Origin of the sequence: Niveispirillum sp. SYP-B3756, assembly GCF_009495745.1 — a bacterium.
In the GTDB taxonomy this organism is placed as follows: Bacteria; Pseudomonadota; Alphaproteobacteria; order Azospirillales; family Azospirillaceae; genus Niveispirillum.
In genome coordinates this window covers 435,012-453,506 of record NZ_WIDQ01000001.1, presented here as the reverse complement: position 1 = coordinate 453,506, position 18,495 = coordinate 435,012, and the positions used below count along the sequence as shown (strand labels likewise).

Sequence of the window (18,495 nt, the reverse complement as noted above, 5' to 3'; positions counted from 1 at the left end):
CACCCCTAAAGGTCGCTATTGCCGGTGCCGCAGGGTCGGAATCTGTTCTGCCGCCAGCGGGCGGTAGTAGAAATAGCCCTGGCAGTAATCGCAGCCGGCATCGGCCAGTGTCACCAACTGGTGGATATTCTCCACCCCTTCCACCACGGTGGACATGCCCAGCCGCTGGGCCAGTTGCACGATGAAACGGATGACCGCCATCTGGCGTTCATTGCCCAGCACGCCGATGACGAAGCTGCGATCGATCTTCAGCGTGCGGGCGGGGCTCTCCACCAGCAATGAAAGGGCGGAATGGTCGCGGCCGAAATCATCGATGGCGATGCCGAACCCGGCGCGGGCGACCGACTGGATGGCCCGCATGGCATGGGCGTCGGTCAACACGCCCTCGGTGATCTCCACCTCCACCTGCTGCCGGTCCAGCCCCAGCCGATCTGCCTCGTCGCATAAGATCTCCAGCAGGGGCAGGCTGTGCGGGTCGCCTTCCAGCGGGAGGGCCAGCTGCTGGGGAGAGGCATTGATGGCCATGGTGATGTCCAGCCCCTGGTCGCGCCAGCGGCGGGCCTGGCCCAAGGCCTCCCGCGTCAGCCATTCACCGATCAGGCCGATGGTGCGGGTGCGTTCGGCGATGGGGATGAACTCACAGGGTGACAGCCGCCCCAGCTCCGGATGGTTCCAGCGCATCAGCGCCTCCACCCCCACCAGATGACCTTGCCGGATACGGATCTTTGGCTGATAGACGACGGAGAGTCCCGCCCCCTCGCGGCAGGCCCAGAGCGCATCCTCGATGGCGCGGCGTCGGGCCAGCCGCTGGCGCAGATCCTGGGCGAAAAAGCCGACGGTGCGGCCAGCGTCCACCGCTTCCTGGCGGGCGCTGCGGGCGGCGATCACCAGCATGTCCATGTTGTCGGCACTGTCGGGATAGCCCGCCACGCCCAAGGTCGCATCCAGGCGCAGCGACAGGCCGCCGATCCGCACCGGGGTTTCCAGCGCCGCCATCAATCCGGTCAAGTCGGGGTCGCGGTAATCCACCAGGGCGGCAAAACGCTCACTGTCGAAACGGGCCAGCAGGGCCTCCGTGCCGAACACGAATTCCATGCGCTCACGCACGGCGTTCAGCAGCTCAACCACTTGCGGGTAATCCAGCCGGGACAGCAGCCCTTCGTAATTCCGCAGTTCCATATAGATGACGCGGGGCCTTTCCCCGCAAGCCAACATGCCCGGCAGGCGCTGGTTTCCCAGCGCCACGAAACCGTGCTTGTTATGCATCCCGGTCAGCGGGTCGCGTAGCAGGCTCGGCACAATCTGCGCCGCACCGCCCAAGGGATCCACATAGTTTTCCGCGTTGAACATGGCGCGCTCCGTTGCATCGAATTTATTATAAACGCAACAGAGCGGCTGTATCATGTGAACAAAAGGATATGTAATCCTTCAGTCAAGATCAAGAAATTGGGATGGTTAACAAATGATTACTCTGCTACTACCCGCAAATTGACACCATCGATCCCCACCACCTTTACCCGTGTCCCGGCCGGCAGTTCGCCATCGCCCAGCACTGGCCAGCTGCTGTCGCCCAGCCGGGCCCGGCCATGGCCGTTGCTCAGCGGTGTTTCCAGCATCAGCCACTGGCCGATATATTGTTCACCCCGTCGGTTCAACGTGTTGTTTCCTTCGTCCAGTGCATCCGGCCTGGCGAAGCGGCGGGAGGTCAGGAAGGCCACCACCGCCAGGGCACCGAACAGCATCAACTGCACGCTTTCCCCCAGACCGGGAGCCACAAACATGACCAGCCCGGTCAGGGCAGCGGCCCCGCCGACCCAGAGGAAGGCGGCACCGGGTAGGAACATTTCCAGCCCGCCCAGCAGCAGCGCGAGCGCCCACCAGTGCCAGAAATGCAGATAGGGCTGTTCCATGGTGTTTTCTCCCCCGATCAGGTGGCGCTGCCGCCATTATTGTCGCCCCAGGGAGAGGGCGGCGGGTTGGGGCGGACAACTGGGCGGCTGGGCGGGACCGGCGGCTTGGGCGTGGCGGGACCGTCCTTGGGCCCAAAGGCTTCGCGGGCCAGTTCCGACAGGCCACCCAGGGTGCTGATGATGCCCGTCGCCTCCACTGGCATCATCAATATTTTCTGATTGGGGCTGTGGGCAAATTCCTTGAAGGTGGTCAAATATTGCTGGGCCACGAAGTAATTGATCGCCTGCACATTGCCCGCAGAGATGGCGTCGGAGACCATGCGGGTGGCCTCCGCTTCCGCCTGGGCCTCGCGCTCCCGCGCTTCGGCATCGCGGAAGGCAGCCTCCCGCCGGCCCTCGGCTTCCAGGATGGCGGCCTGCTTCTGGCCCTCAGCCTTCAGGATGGCGGACTGGCGGGCCCCTTCGGCTTCCAGGATCAGGGCGCGGCGCTCGCGTTCGGCCTTCATCTGGCGGGCCATGCTGTCCACCAGATCGCGCGGCGGCTGGATGTCGCGGATTTCGATCCGCGTCACCTTCACCCCCCAGGGCTGGGTGGCTTCATCGACCACGTGCAGCAATTGGCCATTGATGCGGTCGCGCTGGGACAGCAGCTCATCCAGGTCCATGGAGCCCATGACGGTACGGATATTGGTCATGGTCAGGTTCAGGATGGCCAGCTGCAGCTGGTTCACCTCGTAAGAGGCGCGGGCCGCGTCCAGCACCTGGAAGAAGACGACGCCATCGACCTTCACCATGGCATTGTCCTTGGTGATGATCTCCTGGCTGGGCACGTCCAGCACGGTTTCCATCATGTTCATCTTCGCCCCGATACGGTCGATGAAGGGCACGATGAAATGCAGGCCGGGGCGCAGCGTGTGGGTATAGCGGCCAAACCGTTCCACCGTAAATTCCTGGCCCTGGGGCACGGTCTTGATACCGGCCCAGGCCACCAGAATGCCGAAGATGGCAACGATGCTGGCGAAGATGGTGGCGTCCATATTTTCCCCCTGGATGAACCTATCAACCAATATGGGGTATGCGATGGAGGCACGCCAGAGTTTCGCAACCGTGAAACGCCGATTTTCTATAAGGGTTTAACCTCCGCCTCGCGCGCCATCCCGCCCAACAGCGCGCCGACGGTGCGCAAGGGCGGGGTGGCATCGCACAGGATCTTGGTGACAGCCAGGATCGGCACGGCCAGCAAGGCCCCGGCGATACCCCAGAGCCAACCCCAGAACAGCACGGTGGCAAAGACGAAGATCGGATTCAGGGTCAGCCGGCGGCCGACAATCATCGGCGTCAGGAAATTGCCTTCCACTGAGGTGACAGCAATAAAGCAGAGCGCAGGCAAGAGCGATTGCGTCCAATTGTCGAAACTGACCACGCCCACGGCAAACAGCACCAAAGTGGTGGCGGCCGGTCCCAGATAGGGGATGAAGTTGAACAGCCCTGCCATCGCCCCCCAGAGCAGGGGGCTGGGCACGCCCAGCGTCCACATGATGCCCGCCGTCACCAGGGCCAGCACGGCATTGATCAGGGTGATGGTGGCCAGATAGGCAGTGATATTCACCTGGACCGTCTGCACAATGTCGGAGACATGCAGCCGGTCATCCCGTCGGGGCAGGGAGGTCAGCACCGCCAGCAGCGATTGCTTGCCAAAGGCCAGGAAGAAATAGGTCAGCGCCACCACCCCAAGCCCCTGGGTGACAAAGCTCTGTGCCTTGCCCAGGATGATGTCGGCCAGGGCCGGTCCGCGCATCACCACTTCGCGCTGGCCGGCCTCTGTCCGGGTCATGCGCTGCAGCCGCTCCGTCGCCTGCCGGGCGGGGGCCAGCGCACGCTCCAGCCCGGACATGCGGGCCTGCAAGGTCTCCATCACCTGGGGTGCCCGTTCCACCCAGCCGACGGCAGGGTCGGCCACGCTGCCGGCCCCCGCCCCCAATGCCCCCAGCACCAGCAGCAGCACCAGGGCCGCCCCCAGCGGCTCCGGCAGGCGCAGCCGGTGCAGCAGTCGCACCACAGGGCGTAGCAGCAGGGCCAGCAGCACGGCCAGAAAGACCGGCAGCAGGATGTCGCGGGCGAAATAAAGCGTATACATCAGCGCCAATGCCAGCAGCCCGCCCAGCAGCCAGGTCTGCACCCGGCGCACCTGTTCAGATCCACGCGCGGTCGGTGCCGTGCGGGCCAACAGGGCCCGCGTCATTCCCGCCCGATCCACCATGCCCATTCCGTGATCCCCCGTGACAATGCTGGGGTGACAACGCGCCAGCCCGCATCAGGTTGCGCCGCTGGTTCCATCAAATCTTGGGATACTGGCATTGCTCCGCCACGGGCAGCGGCGTAGCCTGCGCCGTCTCCCGGCTTTCGAGGTCACCCGCATCATGTCCATCCGCCCGCTGCTGTCCGCTGCCTGTCTGGCCCTGTCGCTTGCCGCCGCCCTGCCTGCCGCTGCGCAGGAGGATGTGGGGGAATTCAGCAATGACTGGACCGGCAATGGCCTGAAGGTGACGGCCTTCACCGACCCCGCCGTGCAGGGGGTGACCTGTCATATTGTGGATTTCGACCGGTCGCTGATCGACCGGCTGTCCAAGGGAAACTGGTTCGAAGACCCGTCCAACGCCTCCATCGCCTGCCGGCAGACCGGGCCGGTCACGGTGGGGGAGATCAATCTCTCCAAGCGGGGGGAGGAGGTGTTCTCTGAACGCAAGAGCTTGATCTTCAAGTCGATCGCGGTGCGCCGCATCTATGACAAGTCGAACGATACGCTGATCTATGTCGTCTATAGCCGGCAGGTGAAGGATGCCTCGGCCAAGATGTCCATCAGCACAGTGCCTTTGTTTGCCGCCAATGCCACCTGGACCAAGGGGCGCCCCCGGTAACCCTTGCTTGCGTTGTTCCCCGTATGGGTTAACCCCAAAATAGATGGTTTTTTATCCAACCTGTTCGATGGTATATATCTATCAGAGGGGTATAGGGGGGACGGGCCATGTGGCTGTCCAGTCTGATCGGCACGTCCGACAAGTCGGCAGTGGGACGCAGGCTGAATTTCGAGGTGCAAAGCTTCAAGGTCGATCATTGGGTGATCGAGGATGTCTTTGCTACCGAGGAGGAGGCGCGCGATCTCGTCAAGCAATTGATGGTCAATCGGGACGGAATGCGCATTGTGCGCGATTTTGCCGGTGCCCCCGGTATGCCCGCCACCCATACGATCATCTTTTCCGAACTGCGCGCACCCAAGGCCAAACCCATCACTGTGCAGCCGGTGGACGAAGCGCCGGTCTGCACGGAAAGCCGCGACTATCTTCAGCATGACAGCCGACAGATCATCTCCCGGATGCTCCGCCAATATCTGGAGGAGAAGGCGCTGACCGCGTCGGAACTGCTCTATAATGCCGGGGAGATGAAGCGGGCGATCAATTTTGAAAATATGATCCCGGTGGCCGTGGGGCGCATTGCCACCATCCAAGGCAAGACCACCGGCCAGGATGCGCGCGAACGGCGCGACATGATCTATGGCAGTCTGACCGATCTGCGGATGAAGGCGGAGGAGGCACAGAAACGCGCCACCTTCACCGTCAAGCAGGATGGTTTCCAGGGCGTCATGACCAAGGCGGAAACGCTGGCTGCCGGCGATACCGACATGGCCGATTACCTGTCCAAGGTGGTGCTCTGCCGCGATCTGGTGCAGATCCGCAACCTGCTGGGCAAGGTGGAATGGCTGCTGGAAACGGCAGGCGATGCCGGCACCCAGGCGCCGGCCCATATCCATATTATCGACACGCTGGTGGCCGACGCGCTGAGCTTTCCCAGTGTCATCCAGGATATGCTGGGCCGCCAGCCCGATCTGGGCACGGCGCTGAACCGTATCCTGGATATTTTGGAAGGCACGTTCGAGCCGCAGGAACGGGAAATGGCGCCTGCCATCACCCAGGTGCTCAGCCGCTGGATTGCCATCGGCCATGCGCCGCAATGCCGGCAGGTGGTGTTTGAAGGGCTGCTGCGTTCCATCCGGGGCACCCAGCCCCTGGCGCGCGACCCGGAACGCAACCGCAGCGCCTATGCCGCCCTGGTGGCGCGGGCGATGACGCCGCAGGGCCTGAATGGCGGTCGCCGCATGGCGGAGGCGCTGACCACCGGCTATCTGCGCTTTCTGGAACAAGGCGGCGGGGAGGGGCGGCGGCTTTCCATCGATGGGGTGACCGCCATGCTGCCCTCTGGCCGCGACCGGGCCATCTTTCTGGCGGAACTGGCGGGCACGGATCTGGGGCAGCGGGAGAAAGACAGCGTGCTGGGCCGGCTGCGCCCGCTGCTGGGGCCGGGGCAGGATGTCAACCGGCTGGTCGGTCTTCAGGTGCCGCTGAAGCCGAAGATGCAGGCCATGGCCTCGCTCTACCGCGCCGTCAATGAGAGCGGCTTGCCGGAGGCGGCAGAACTGGCCGACCGGGTGGACAGCATTGTTGCGGATTACATCGTCACTTCCCACGTCATCGAAAAGCTGGATGACCCGTCGGCCAACCTGCGCATCCGCGCCACCCGGTTGATGCAGTTCGCCGCCAATGACGTGCTGTCCAGTCCCAAGGCGCGCAAGATGGTGCGCGACCAGATTATCGGCCATCTGCGCCAGCCCAATTTCGACGGCAAGTTCGTGGAAGGGCTCAACACGCCGCAGGAACAGGCCCAGGCCTTGCGGAATTTCTATGACCTGCTGCGTCGCGCGCAGTTCATGTGAACCAGGGCATATTGCTGTCTCTCCACCCTGACGGCCGACAACGGCCGGCGTGAAGCCGTGTTTCCGGTCAACCGAAAGCACCCTGTCAGCGCGCCCATGCACGCCGGCGGTCGCCGGGCGTCAACGGGGCCTTTTCACGCCCCTTGCCATGCCCCCCTGCCGTGTCACGCCGGACTGGTGGGGTTCATTGACCGCCGCATCCGGGATGCTGTCCCTGGCGCTATATCCTGTTGCCCCATCCTCTGCTTCTGGCATCGACCATGCGGTGGGTACTATGTGGGCCTTTCTAGGCCATAAGACATAGATAAGTTATCGGAGTGACAATCGCTAGAATGACAAGCCTGCTTCACAGTTTTGCCTCAATCCGGCAGCAGATAAAGCGGTGTCAGACGGCGTTTGTTGAAAGTTGAGTTGAGCGTTGGATCGTGGGTATTCAAGCAGATCATTATATCGAAGCAAAATAGCTTCGTTGCAATTTGGTCACACCCATCCCCGCAAACAATTCAACCTCAATTTCCATGGGAACCGCCCGTCAGAGGCGGCGTTGTTTGATCCGATACGGGAGTTACCCGGCACGAGTGCCGGTCCTTATTCTGGAGGAATATGAGAATGAAGAAGTGGCACAGCTTGTTCGCGCCGATGGTGTCGGCCGCCGCCTTGATGGTGGCGCTGCCTTCGCTGGCGATGGCGCAGGATGGCGAGATCAAGACCGCTTCCGGTCCCTATCTGGGCCTGTCGGCCGGATATAACTGGACCCGTGACACCAATGTGAATGCCGGTACGGCCTTCAACAAGATGGATTTCAGCGAAGGCTATACGGGCATTCTGGAAGGCGGCTATCGCTTCGATAATGGCCTGCGCCCGGCGCTGGAGGTTGGCTACTCCAAGGACGTTGTCGATACAATCACCGGCGGCCCGGTTGGCCGTTACGGCAGCGGCGGCAATATGAGCGCCATCACCGTCATGGGTGTGGTGAATTATGACTTCCATACCGGTACGGCCCTGCGCCCCTATGTGAATGCCGGTGTTGGTCTGGCCCGGCTGCACATGAACCGCGTCGGTTCCCTGTCCGCTCCTGGTGTGCTGTATGATGATTGGGACAGCACCTTTGCCTGGCAGGTTGGTGCCGGTTTCTCCTATGCCGTGGCCGACAATGTGGATCTGACCGTCGGCTATCGCTACCTGGACACCGACAAGGGCACCTTCAAGGCCGGCACCCAGCGGGCCAAGGCTGATTATCGCAGCCACACGGCCCTGGTCGGCGTGCGTTATGTGTTCGGTGCACCGGAGCCGGCTCCGGTCGCCACCACCCAGATCGCCCCGCCGCCGCCCCCGCCGCCGCCGCCGCCCCCGCCGCCGCCGCCGCCGGTCGCGGCCCCGTCCATCACCCGCAACTTCACGGTCTTCTTCGATTTTGATAAGGCCACCCTCTCATCCGACGCCCAGGGCGTGCTGCAGAACGTGGCGCGTGATGCGCAGGCCGGCAAGATCGTCAACATCACCGTCAGCGGTCATGCCGACACGTCCGGTTCTGCTCAGTACAATCAGCAGCTCTCGCAGCGCCGCGCCGAAGCGGTCCGCGAATATCTGTTGAGCCAGGGCCTGGGTTCCGCCCAGATCAGCGTTGAAGCCAAGGGCGAAACCGACCTGCTGGTGCCGACCGCCGATGGCGTGCGTGAGCCGTCCAACCGCCGCGCTGTCATCATCTTCCCGTAAGACCAGCCAACCCGCTGATCTGACGGTGTGATGAACATCTGAACGGGGGCGCGACCAGCCAAGGGTCGCGCCCCTTTTCTTTTATCTGCCCAGCGGCCGGGCACAAAAAAATGGCGGGGCCGAAGCCCCGCCATCCCAATCAATACTGTCCCTGTTACCAGGATCAGAACTTGATCTGCGCACCCATGAAAATGTAACGGCCCATGGCGTCGTAGGTACCCGGATAGGTATTGCCGTTGCCATAGACAGAGGCATAGGTGGAGCTGTTCATCAGCGGCGGGTCTTTGTCGAACAGGTTGTTGATACCGCCGGAGATGGTGATGTTCTCCGTCGCGGAATAGCTCACGCCCAGATCAAAATAGTTGAAGGCGTCGATCTTGCGATCGATGGCGTTGATGTCACCCTTCAGCAGCGGGTTGGACGAGGCAGCCTCGTTCTTCACCGAACCGACATAGCGCCAAGTCAGCGACAGGTTCAAATCGAACGGGGTCGCCCAGGTGGTACGCAGACGGTGACGCCACTTCGGCGTCGGAACGCCGCAGGTGGAGCCATGCAGGCCGACGCAGTTGAAGGTGCCTTCGCCCGGCAGCGGTTCCTTGACGTACTTATCCATCCAGGTACCGGCCATCAGGAAGGACAGCGCACCGGCATCATTGACGCCGATATCTTCCAGATCAAAGCTATAGCGGGCTTCCATATCGATACCGGAGCTCTTCAGCGAGCCGATATTGACATTGGTGGCTTCGACATAGGCTTCCGGAACCGTGTGCAGGATGCCGGTCAGCGGGTCACGCTTGATCAGTGCGCAGTAAGCCGGGTTGGCGGTCAGGCCGCAATTCGTCACCGCCAGCGCCGACGGCACGGTGTCGATAACGTCCTTGATCTTGATGCTGAAATAATCGACCGACAGCGAGAAGCCGTCCAGCACCGACGGGGTGGCCACGAAGCCGATGGAGTAGGTGTCGGAGGTTTCCGGCTGCAGGTTCGGGTTGCCACCATCCAGCGAACCATACTGGCCGGCGGAATTGTCCAGGATCTTGCCATACTGGGCAGCGGTCACGCCCATATTGGCGCACTGGGCGGCCGTGAAGGCCGGCGTGGTGCCCGCGCAGGGATCGGAGGTCATGTTGAACAGCCCCTTGGTCTGCGGGGTGAACAACTCCTGCACGTTCGGCGCACGAACAGCGCGGTTATAGCCGCCGCGGAAACGGAGATCGTCAACCGGCGACCAGTCACCACCGATCTTGTAGGTGTTGGTGGTGCCGAAGTTGGAATAGTCAGAATAGCGGTAACCCAGGTCCAGGGTCAGCTGCTTGACGAACGGGGCGTCTTCCACCAGCGGAACACGCATTTCGCCGAACAGTTCGGTGACATCGAAGCCACCCTCAACGCCCTTGGTCGCACCACCCTGACCGGCCAGATCGCCGCTGGCAAAGGCGGTGTCCACGGTGCGGGACATGTATTCTTCGCGATATTCTGCACCCAGCGCGATGGCAATGCCGGTGGTCGCGGTCGGCAGGGTCAGGCCATAATCGCCCAGATCCTTGGAGACGCTACCGCTGGCGATCTTCTGCTCCGTATAGCCGCGCTGGAAGCCCGGGGTCTGCAGGTAGGCCAGGGCTTCCTTCGTCACGCCATTCGGGGTGAAGATATTATAGGGGACGCAGTCGCCAGCGCTGTTGCGGCAGACGAGATTACCGGAGCTGTCACGGATGACATCCAGCGCCTGAGCGGTCCGGGAGAGCGAGAAGTCGTTATAATAGGTTTCAGAGAAATTGACGCGGGCGTACTGGCCATAGACGTCATAGTCCCAGCCACCGAAGTCGCCCTTGAAACCACCGACCATGCGATAGGAGGTGTGCTGCAGGTCATCCTGACGGCCACCGCCTTCGACGTTACGGCGATAGACGGAAGTCAGGAAAGTCTGATTGGCGGTCGGGTTGGCGCCGCAAATCTGGGTCCGCTGGGCAGCGCTCAGCAGGGCGTTATCGCAGCGGATGGTGAAACGCTGACCGAACACGCCCGACGGGGCGATCTGTGCGACCGTCTGGTCGTTCATGAACATCAGCTGCGTATAGGCAGTGACATGTTCGTTGATCTGGTACTTGCCGAAACCACCCAGCGTGTAACGTTCGTCAGGACGCTGGAAGTAGTTGATCGGGCCGTAATTATACGTGTCGTTGCCGGTGAAGGCGCGGAACTGGCCCGTGCTGTTATCCAGCACTGCGTTGGCCATCGTGCCGCTGGCGCCAACCACAACCAAGCGGGTCGGGAAGGTCGTGCCGGAACCGGAGCAGGTGAAGGCCGTATCGGTCGAACCCAGGGCGCAGGAGGAATAGTCGCGCTTGGCCTGGGTGATCGGGTCGATCTTGCGATAACCGGCATAGAGCGTGACGTTGCCGCGGCCATCCTCGGTGGAAGCACCCATCACGACGGTGGCGTCGCGGGTGAAGCCGTCGGTCACGCTGTCATCGGGCAGCGGGAAGCCGCGGGTGCGGACGACGTCGCCGACCTTGTTGTTGTTATTATGCTGGTAGAAGGAGAACTGATAGTCGAAGGACACGCCTTCGAAATTGTCCTTCATGATGAAGTTCACAACGCCGGAGATAGCGTCGGAGCCATACACGGCAGAACCGCCGCCGGTGGCCACTTCGACACGCTCCACCAGCGCGGAGGGGATCTGATTGATATCGGGGGCGGAACCGCCATCGCCCGGGGAACCGGCCGGCAGACGGCGGCCGTCAACCAGCACCAGGGTGCGGGTAGAACCGAGATTGCGCAGGTTCACCGTCGCGGTACCGGTCGAACCGTTGGAGATGCTGCTGGTCTGGGTGGCGAAAGCCTGCGGCAGCTGATTGATCAGGTCTTCAACGCGGGTGGTACCGCTCAGCTTGATTTCTTCCTGACCGACCGAGGTGATCGGGCTGGTGGAAACCAGATTGGGGGAGGCGATACGCGAACCCGTGACAACGATTTCTTCTACCTGATCCTGCGCCATGGCGGGCAGCGCCGGCAGGGTAATCATGCCAGCAGCGGCACCGGCCAGCAGAAGGCTGCGCACGGACCGCGACGGATATACGGACTGCTTCATCTATCTCTTTCCCTTGTTCAGACGCCCATGTCGAACGCCGCATTGGGTTGCCCTTAATCCCGCGATCCACCCCAGTTGCGTCCGGATAGACCGACGGGCCCCGCCCTTATGATGGGAAAGGCGGGCCGCATGGCTGCTGCCCGCAAATAACAATCTAATCGCTCGCGCTTGCAATAGGTGTTTCACATCGGTGACTCAACATTGCTCAAGACCGTTGCAGTTTTGCACTCCTCGAACCGGTATCAGGGCATTTTTGAACAAAATTTACGCAGAGAGGGCAAATTGGCAGCAATGCATGTCACCACGCCGTTACAAAGTGGCAACACGAACCCGCGGGCTGTCAAAAATCCTTCTCTTGCATTGCAAAAATCGTTGCCAATGAAACAGATAGCGCCTGCCGGTCGTGTGTATCAACATCGGCCAACAGCCGAGCCACCTCGGGTTGCCATGGTGTGCTGAGACGCCCCACGGACAGCAGATCCCCCCGAATCGTCAGGTTGAGGGAACGGCGCAGATCATCCAGCGTGGCCTGATGAAGGTCGCGGCTGGCGATCCAGGCATTGCGGCTGGTGCGGTCCACCCAATGGGCGGCGCGCAGGCTTTCCAGCATGTCTGAAATGATGATGCTGCCCACGGGAATGCGCGCCGCCAGGGTTTCCCGCCGCACCCCCACCCCCAGTTTGGCAGCGCGGTGCAGTTCGGCCAGCACGGCCAGGGCTACCACCAGCCGGTGCCCGGACAGCAGCCCGTCGGCTCCGCCCTCTGTCATCCGTCCCGCCCGCCATTCCGGCAGGGTTGCTGTCAGTTCCGCCCCAAACAAAACCACCGACCAGACGGTGTAAAGCCAGAACAGAAAGATCGGCACCACCGACAAGGCGCCATAGATGGAGGCATAGGTGGGAAACAAAGTGACGTAGAAGACAAAGCCGGCCTTGGATATTTCAGTCAGCAACGCTGCCACAGTCCCACCGGCCAGCGCATCGCGCACCCTCACATCCCGGTTGGGAATGGCCAGATACATCACGCTATAAGCCAGCACTTCTGCTGCGAAAGTAACAAGGGTCCAGAGCAGGGTCAGGCCCGGCGCGCCGGCCGCCTGGGCCTGCGCCACGATGCCGGCCCCCACCGACAGGCTGGCCCCCATCAGCAGCGGTGTCATCGTCAACACTGCCCAAAAAGAGAGCAGTCGCGTCACGAAAGCGCGCGGTTCCACTTGGCGCCAGATGCGGTTGAAGGCCGTCTCAATGGAGAAAAACAGCAGAATCGAGGTGACGAACAGGCCGATAGCGCCGAATCCGGTCAAGGCCCCTGCATTGGCCATGAATGTCGATGCATAGCTTTGCACCTGATCGCCCACCTGTGGCACCAGCGTCTGGAACAGCAGGCTTTCCGCTTGTTCGCGCATCCGGCGATAGGCTGGAAATGCCGTGAAGATGGCGAAGGTGACAGTCAGCAGCGGCACCAGGGCCAGCAGCGTTGTATAGGTCAGCGAACCGGACATGATGAAGCCGCCATCGCGGCTGAACCGGCGCACCGTATGGGCGATGATGGCTCCCGCATCGCTTAGCAACCGCCAGGGCCGCCCATTCTGCTTTCCTCCCAACCGTGCCATCATACCCCGCATCAGCGCCCCCATTTCCGCCACCCGGCTTCCAGCCGCATCCGTTTGACCCTTATGAACGTTCGTGTAGGATGCGCGCCAATTATGGCCACGCCGTACCTCCCCCGCAGGCACGGCAAAGGCCATGCTGGAGAGCAAGAGAATGAGCAATACAGCAACCGTCACGACCCCGGCCACCGGCACCCTGATGCAGGGCAAGCGCGGCCTGATCATGGGGGTCGCCAACGACCGTTCCATCGCCTGGGGCATCGCCCAGGCCGTGGCCGCCCATGGTGCACAATTGGCCTTCACCTATCAGGGCGACGCCCTGCTGAAGCGGGTGAAGCCGCTGGCCGAACAGGTGGGATCGGACATCCTGCTGCCCTGCGACGTGACGGACGAGGCCAGCATCGACGCCACCTTCAAGGAGATCGAGGCGAAGTGGGGCGAGATCGATTTCGTCGTTCACGCCATCGCCTTTTCCGACAAGAGCGAGCTGGACGGGCTGTATCTCAATACCAGCCGCGCCAATTTCCTGCGCACCATGGACATTAGCTGCTATTCCTTCACCGCCGTCGCCCAGCGCGCCGTGCCCCTGATGAAGGAAGGCGGCAGCCTGCTGACGCTCTCCTACTATGGGGCGGAAAAGGTGATGCCGCACTATAATGTGATGGGTGTGGCCAAGGCCGCCCTGGAAGCCAGCGTGATGTATCTGGCCAATGATCTGGGCCCCAAAGGCATCCGGGTCAATGCCATCTCCGCCGGCCCGATCAAGACGCTGGCCGCCAGCGGCATTGGCGATTTCCGCTATATCCTGAAATGGAACGAGCTGAACGCCCCGCTGCGCCGCAACGTGACCATCAACGAGGTCGGCAATAGCGGCCTGTACCTGCTGTCCGACCTGGGCGCCGGCGTGACGGGTGAAAACCTGCATGTCGATGCTGGCTATCATACGGTGGGCATGGTGCAGGTGGATGCCGCCGTTGAAACCGGCAAGCTGCTGGCCGGCATGGGCGAGGGCTGATCACATCATGGCGGGCAACAGCTTCGGCACCCTGTTCCGGTTCACCACCTTCGGCGAAAGCCATGGCCCCGCCATTGGCTGCATCGTGGATGGGGTGCCGTCGCGCCTGGCGCTGGATGAGGCGTTCATCCAGTCCTTCCTGGACAAGCGCAAGCCCGGCCAGAACAAGTATGTCACCCAGCGGCAGGAGCCGGACCGGGTGCAGATCAAATCCGGCGTGTTTGAAGGGGTCACCACCGGCACGCCGATCATGCTGTTCATCGAAAACGAGGACCAGCGGTCCAAGGATTACGGTGACATCAAGGACAAGTACCGCCCCGGCCATGCCGACTTCACCTATATGGCGAAGTACGGCATCCGCGATTACCGGGGCGGTGGCCGGTCCAGCGCGCGGGAAACGGCCAGCCGCGTGGCGGCCGGCGCGGTGGCCCGCCGCGTGCTGGAACAGGCCGGCCCCATCAGTATCCGCGCCGCCATGGTGCAGATGGGTCCGCACAAGATCGACCGCAGCCGCTGGGACTGGGACCAGGTCGACCAGAACCCCTTCTTCTGCCCCGATCCGCTGGCTGCCCAGCAATGGGCGGAATATCTGGAAGGCGTGCGCAAGGCCGGATCGTCGGTCGGTGCGGTGATCGAGGTTGTGGCCTCTGGCGTGCCCGCCGGCTGGGGCGAACCGATCTATGACAAGCTGGACAGCGATCTGGCCTGCGCCATGATGACCATCAACGCCGTAAAGGGCGTTGAGATCGGTGACGGGTTCGATGCCGCCGCCCTGACCGGCGAAACCAATGCCGATGAAATGCGCATGGGGCCGGACGGCAAGCCGGTTTTCCTGTCCAACCACGCCGGCGGCATCCTGGGCGGCATTTCCACCGGGCAGGATATCGTGGTGCGCTTCGCCGTGAAGCCCACCAGTTCCATCCTCACCCCGCGCCTGACCGTGGATGTGCATGGGAATGAGACGGAGATTCTGACCAAGGGCCGGCACGACCCTTGCGTCGGTATCCGTGGCGTGCCGGTGGGGGAAGCCATGATGGCAACCGTGCTGGCCGATCATTTCCTACGCGCCCGCGCGCTGGGTTGATCTTCCCGCCACCGCCGAAGCGGTGGCGGGCCCCATCATTTACGGTAGGCAAGCCGGACATTGCCCCATTGCCGGCCATTCACCTGGATCGGCGCATCAACCTCCATCAGCCTGACCATCTGCCCTGCCCCCATATCCCGAAGATAGGACTGGATCAGGAAGGGCCGGGGATTACGGGCCGCTGCCAATCCGGCATTATCGTCGAACAGGCGCCGATGCCGGCTATGCGCCATGTTCCAGTCGCGTTCGCCCATCCGATGGGGTTCAGAATATTTCTTGTTATGGGTTGGCAGATAGCCGGCGCTGTTGACCGCCGCACAGAACTGCACGGCGGGGTCCATCGCCAGCATCTCCTCTTGCACCGGCGGGAACAGGCGATCCGTCAATTCATTGAACGGCGACGTATATTGATGCGGGTTCGTGCCGGGCACCAATGTCAGGTTATTGGAAAACAGGTCGTCTTCCTTGATCTGACCGTCGCGGACCGCCTTTTCCAGAATTGACCCGATGCGACCCGCCGCCTCCTGTGCGCCCTTGATGAACCGGCTTTCCTGGTCGGTCAGCTTTTGGACGAAGGCCGCCAGTTTCTCCATCACGGTTGGCGTGCCTTCGAAATTCAGATGGATACCCTGATCACTGGCACCGACAACCCTGCCCTTCAGAACATCCAGACCGGGAATATCAACCATGATCAGCAGGCCGGGTTCAAAAACAAGATCGTCGGTTTTTGACAGCAGCCCCCCGTCATGTGAAATATCCAGCAGGCGCACGGCATGTACCTCGCCGCCCATCGTCACCTGCACCGGCAGGTCTGTCGGGATGCGATCCAGGATGCGGCGATCACCGGTGATCGACTGGCGCAGAGTGGTCAGCATCCGGTTACGCAGCGCGCCGAACGCCTGCTGACTGTCCTGAACACCGGCCTGTACCTCATCGGCGACCAATGAGGCATCATCAATCTCCTGGCTGATGCGGGTGACACTGGTTGAAACGCGCGTTGCCCCCACGGCCGATTCATCGGCATTGCGCCCGATCTCCGCACTGGCGGAGGATTGCTGCGTTACCGCCTCTGCCGTTACCGCCGCAGCCTGATTGATTTCCTCCACCACCCGGATAACCGCCCGGATTCCCTCCACACTGCCGGTGACCGCCTGCTGAACGGCGGTGATGCGCTGGGCGATGTCATCGGTGGCATTGCGCGTCTGTGTCGACAGGCTTTTCACTTCACCCGCCACAACGGCGAAGCCTTTGCCGGCGTCACCCGCACGGGCGGCCTCAATTGTCGCATTCAACGCCAGCAGGTTGGTTTGCGCGGCAATGTCGGCGATCAAACCGACCACCTGCTGAATCTCCGTGGTCGCCTCGGCCATGTGCTCCACAGCCCTCTCGGCCTCGCGGGCGCTGCTGACGGCGCGCACCACCACCTGGCTGGATAAGGCTGCCTGCCGGGCGATCTCATCGCCCGATGCGCCCAATTCCTCTGTCGCTGCGGCGACATTCTGCGCATTGGCAGAGGTCTGCACGGCCACCGCTGACAGGGAGACCGCATTGTCACGCACCTGCCCCATGGCGGAGCCAAGCCGTCTCATCCCGGTTGCCACCCGCTGGGAACTCTGTTCCACCCCCTGCCAGGTGGAGACCATGTCGGCCTCCACCGCCTGGATGGTTTCCAGCAGCCGTGATCGGGTCTCCGCCTTCGCCTTGGCGTCCAGGGTCTGGCGTTCCTCCGCATTAAAGGCCAGTTTCGCCCGCGTCGCCCGCAACTGACCAAAGATGCCCTGAAACTCCCGCAGGCGCGTCATCTCGATCCGCTGTTCATATCGCTGCGCAACAATGGCATCGAAGGCGGCGCGCATGGCCCGGAGCGGTGCGCGCACCGTCTCGGACAACCACCAGCCTGACCACAGGGTCAATATGAGGCCGACCAAACCGATCGCCACCTGCAGCCAGAATATCAAACGAAATTCCGCCGCACTTTCGGCCAGGAACCTGGGACCATGGCCAATCTGGATATCCGTCAGGTTGCTGATGACCTCCGTCACCGGATCGATAGTTTGATAAAGCTGGCTTTTGACCAGATCGTCCAGCTTCGCCCTGTCTTTCGCGCGCATGGCGGCAAGCAGATCGGCGACGGTTTGATCGGCCGGCGCGATCAGGTGGGAGAGCTTGGCAATATTCTCCTTCTCATCGACCTCCGTGGCCGCACCGGTAAACGCCGTCCATTCTTTGGCGATATCGATCTTCGCCCTTTCGATCGAATGGATGCCCTCATCCCAGGTGAAGTTGCCGTTACGCACTTTATGAGAGGCATCAACAATGAAAACGGCATAGGCATCGGAGATAATCTTCAGCCCGCGCAAATGCTGCACAGCTTGGGTATTCAGTTCAGCCAGACGGCCATGTTCGTTATTGATTCCCCGATTACCGACAAGACCGATAACCAGTTGAAGCATAAGCATCACCGCAAAGACCAGCATCAACCGGCCACGGATGGAATCAATCCAGCGGTGCGCACCCGCGACGATGCCGGTTGTCTGTACCAGCCCTCCACGCAAGCCCACCCCAGCGGAAGCACCACGGCGAAGGTTCTCGTAAAGGGCCTCTGCCGCCGCAATATCGCCGCGTGAGGGCTTGGAGCGAATGGAGATGTAGCCGGTAACCTGCCCATCCTCAATTGCCGGCGTCACATTGGCGCGCACCCAGTAATGATGGCCATTCTTGCAGCGATTTTTCACGATCCCTTCCCAGGGACGTCCCGACTTCACTGTTTCCCACAGATCGGCGAAGGCTGCCTTGGGCATGTCGGGATGGCGGATGATGTTGTGTGGCTGTCCCAGCAATTCCGCTTCCGCAAAGCCGCTGATCGCCACAAAGGCTGCGTTCACAAAGGTGATACGCCCCGCCGTATCGGTTTTCGATACCAGCAGTTCGCCGTCGGCTATCTCGATTTCACGATTGGTAACCGGCCCATTGTCCCGCATGACATGCCCCGCCATATCCCCAACTTGGGGGATGAATGAAAAATTGAACATCGTTCATTGTATGCTGAACGGAGAAAAGGGAGACCACACGAAAAGAAGCGGGAAAAAGAAGAACGAATTATTACATGTTCTTCACTTTATCCCAAAATCATGGCTGTGACCTTCAGATATCCTTAATTCCCAGATTCTCAATCAGAACAGCTCGTTTGAAAATTTAGCGGATATCTGTCGTCACGCCATGGCCAAGTACCTATACAACCGGCTAGCGCCGAGCGACCATCGAGCGGTGTTTTGGCGCGGAGCCTTGACCTTGCCGCCGCC

12 protein-coding genes are annotated in these 18,495 nt (G+C 61.8%); 5 read left to right on the top strand and 7 right to left on the bottom strand.

Annotated features, from left to right (window positions below):
• Positions 1–15: 15 nt before the first annotated feature.
• From GE253_RS02140 to GE253_RS02125, 4 genes are all read right to left on the bottom strand, one after another.
• Entirely contained in the window at positions 16–1,350 is a 1,335-nt protein-coding gene (locus GE253_RS02140; RefSeq protein ID WP_173012452.1) for a GGDEF domain-containing phosphodiesterase, read from the bottom strand.
• A gap of 116 nt (positions 1,351–1,466) precedes the next feature.
• Complete coding sequence (locus GE253_RS02135; RefSeq protein WP_153202466.1) at positions 1,467–1,910, bottom strand: NfeD family protein; 444 nt, start codon at positions 1,908–1,910, stop codon at positions 1,467–1,469.
• 17 nt (positions 1,911–1,927) lie between these two features.
• On the bottom strand, positions 1,928–2,947 hold the full coding sequence (locus GE253_RS02130; RefSeq protein ID WP_153202465.1) for an SPFH domain-containing protein: 1,020 nt from the start codon (positions 2,945–2,947) through the stop codon (positions 1,928–1,930).
• A gap of 86 nt (positions 2,948–3,033) precedes the next feature.
• Positions 3,034–4,176 carry an AI-2E family transporter gene (locus GE253_RS02125; protein ID WP_153202464.1) on the bottom strand — a complete coding sequence of 381 codons (1,143 nt, stop codon included), beginning with the start codon at positions 4,174–4,176 and terminating at the stop codon, positions 3,034–3,036.
• Positions 4,177–4,330: 154 nt separating this feature from the next.
• On the opposite strand from GE253_RS02125, the gene GE253_RS02120 reads away from it, so the two are divergent.
• From GE253_RS02120 to GE253_RS02110, 3 genes are all read left to right on the top strand, one after another.
• Positions 4,331–4,828, top strand: coding sequence for a CreA family protein (locus tag GE253_RS02120; protein ID WP_153202463.1), 498 nt, complete (start codon positions 4,331–4,333; stop codon positions 4,826–4,828).
• A gap of 107 nt (positions 4,829–4,935) precedes the next feature.
• Positions 4,936–6,678 carry a hypothetical protein gene (locus GE253_RS02115; RefSeq protein ID WP_153202462.1) on the top strand — a complete coding sequence of 581 codons (1,743 nt, stop codon included), beginning with the start codon at positions 4,936–4,938 and terminating at the stop codon, positions 6,676–6,678.
• Between the two features lie 609 nt (positions 6,679–7,287).
• Complete coding sequence (locus GE253_RS02110) at positions 7,288–8,394, top strand: OmpA family protein (protein WP_247878429.1); 1,107 nt, start codon at positions 7,288–7,290, stop codon at positions 8,392–8,394.
• Between the two features lie 163 nt (positions 8,395–8,557).
• Here the strand turns inward: GE253_RS02110 and GE253_RS02105 are convergent, their stop codons facing one another.
• Both GE253_RS02105 and GE253_RS02100 read right to left on the bottom strand, forming a co-directional pair.
• Entirely contained in the window at positions 8,558–11,485 is a 2,928-nt protein-coding gene (locus GE253_RS02105) for a TonB-dependent receptor (RefSeq protein WP_211101316.1), read from the bottom strand.
• 340 nt (positions 11,486–11,825) lie between these two features.
• Positions 11,826–13,256, bottom strand: a complete 1,431-nt coding sequence (locus GE253_RS02100; RefSeq protein WP_173012451.1) for a YihY family inner membrane protein — start codon at positions 13,254–13,256, stop codon at positions 11,826–11,828.
• Between GE253_RS02100 and fabI the strand changes: the two genes are divergently transcribed.
• Both fabI and aroC read left to right on the top strand, forming a co-directional pair.
• A complete protein-coding gene (fabI, locus tag GE253_RS02095; protein WP_247878428.1) occupies positions 13,249–14,109 on the top strand; it encodes an enoyl-ACP reductase FabI in 861 nt (286 codons plus the stop codon). The genes GE253_RS02100 and fabI overlap by 8 nt on opposite strands.
• 7 nt (positions 14,110–14,116) lie before the next feature.
• Positions 14,117–15,193 carry a chorismate synthase gene (gene aroC, locus GE253_RS02090; protein ID WP_153202460.1) on the top strand — a complete coding sequence of 359 codons (1,077 nt, stop codon included), beginning with the start codon at positions 14,117–14,119 and terminating at the stop codon, positions 15,191–15,193.
• Between the two features lie 35 nt (positions 15,194–15,228).
• Here aroC and GE253_RS02085 read toward each other — a convergent pair whose 3' ends face one another.
• A complete protein-coding gene (locus GE253_RS02085) occupies positions 15,229–18,174 on the bottom strand; it encodes a methyl-accepting chemotaxis protein (RefSeq protein WP_173012450.1) in 2,946 nt (981 codons plus the stop codon).
• Positions 18,175–18,495: the final 321 nt, after the last annotated feature.

Excerpts from the sequence above, each read along its gene's own strand:
- GE253_RS02140 (WP_173012452.1), bottom strand. The coding sequence starts at position 1,350 with ATGTTCAACGCGGAAAACTATGTGGATCCCTTGGGCGGTGCGGCGCAG.
- GE253_RS02135 (WP_153202466.1), bottom strand. The coding sequence starts at position 1,910 with ATGGAACAGCCCTATCTGCATTTCTGGCACTGGTGGGCGCTCGCGCTG.
- GE253_RS02130 (WP_153202465.1), bottom strand. The coding sequence starts at position 2,947 with ATGGACGCCACCATCTTCGCCAGCATCGTTGCCATCTTCGGCATTCTG.
- GE253_RS02125 (WP_153202464.1), bottom strand. The coding sequence starts at position 4,176 with ATGGGCATGGTGGATCGGGCGGGAATGACGCGGGCCCTGTTGGCCCGC.
- GE253_RS02120 (WP_153202463.1), top strand. The coding sequence starts at position 4,331 with ATGTCCATCCGCCCGCTGCTGTCCGCTGCCTGTCTGGCCCTGTCGCTT.
- GE253_RS02115 (WP_153202462.1), top strand. The coding sequence starts at position 4,936 with ATGTGGCTGTCCAGTCTGATCGGCACGTCCGACAAGTCGGCAGTGGGA.
- GE253_RS02110 (WP_247878429.1), top strand. The coding sequence starts at position 7,288 with ATGAAGAAGTGGCACAGCTTGTTCGCGCCGATGGTGTCGGCCGCCGCC.
- GE253_RS02105 (WP_211101316.1), bottom strand. The coding sequence starts at position 11,485 with ATGAAGCAGTCCGTATATCCGTCGCGGTCCGTGCGCAGCCTTCTGCTG.
- fabI (WP_247878428.1), top strand. The coding sequence starts at position 13,249 with ATGAGCAATACAGCAACCGTCACGACCCCGGCCACCGGCACCCTGATG.
- aroC (WP_153202460.1), top strand. The coding sequence starts at position 14,117 with ATGGCGGGCAACAGCTTCGGCACCCTGTTCCGGTTCACCACCTTCGGC.
- GE253_RS02085 (WP_173012450.1), bottom strand. The coding sequence starts at position 18,174 with ATGCGGGACAATGGGCCGGTTACCAATCGTGAAATCGAGATAGCCGAC.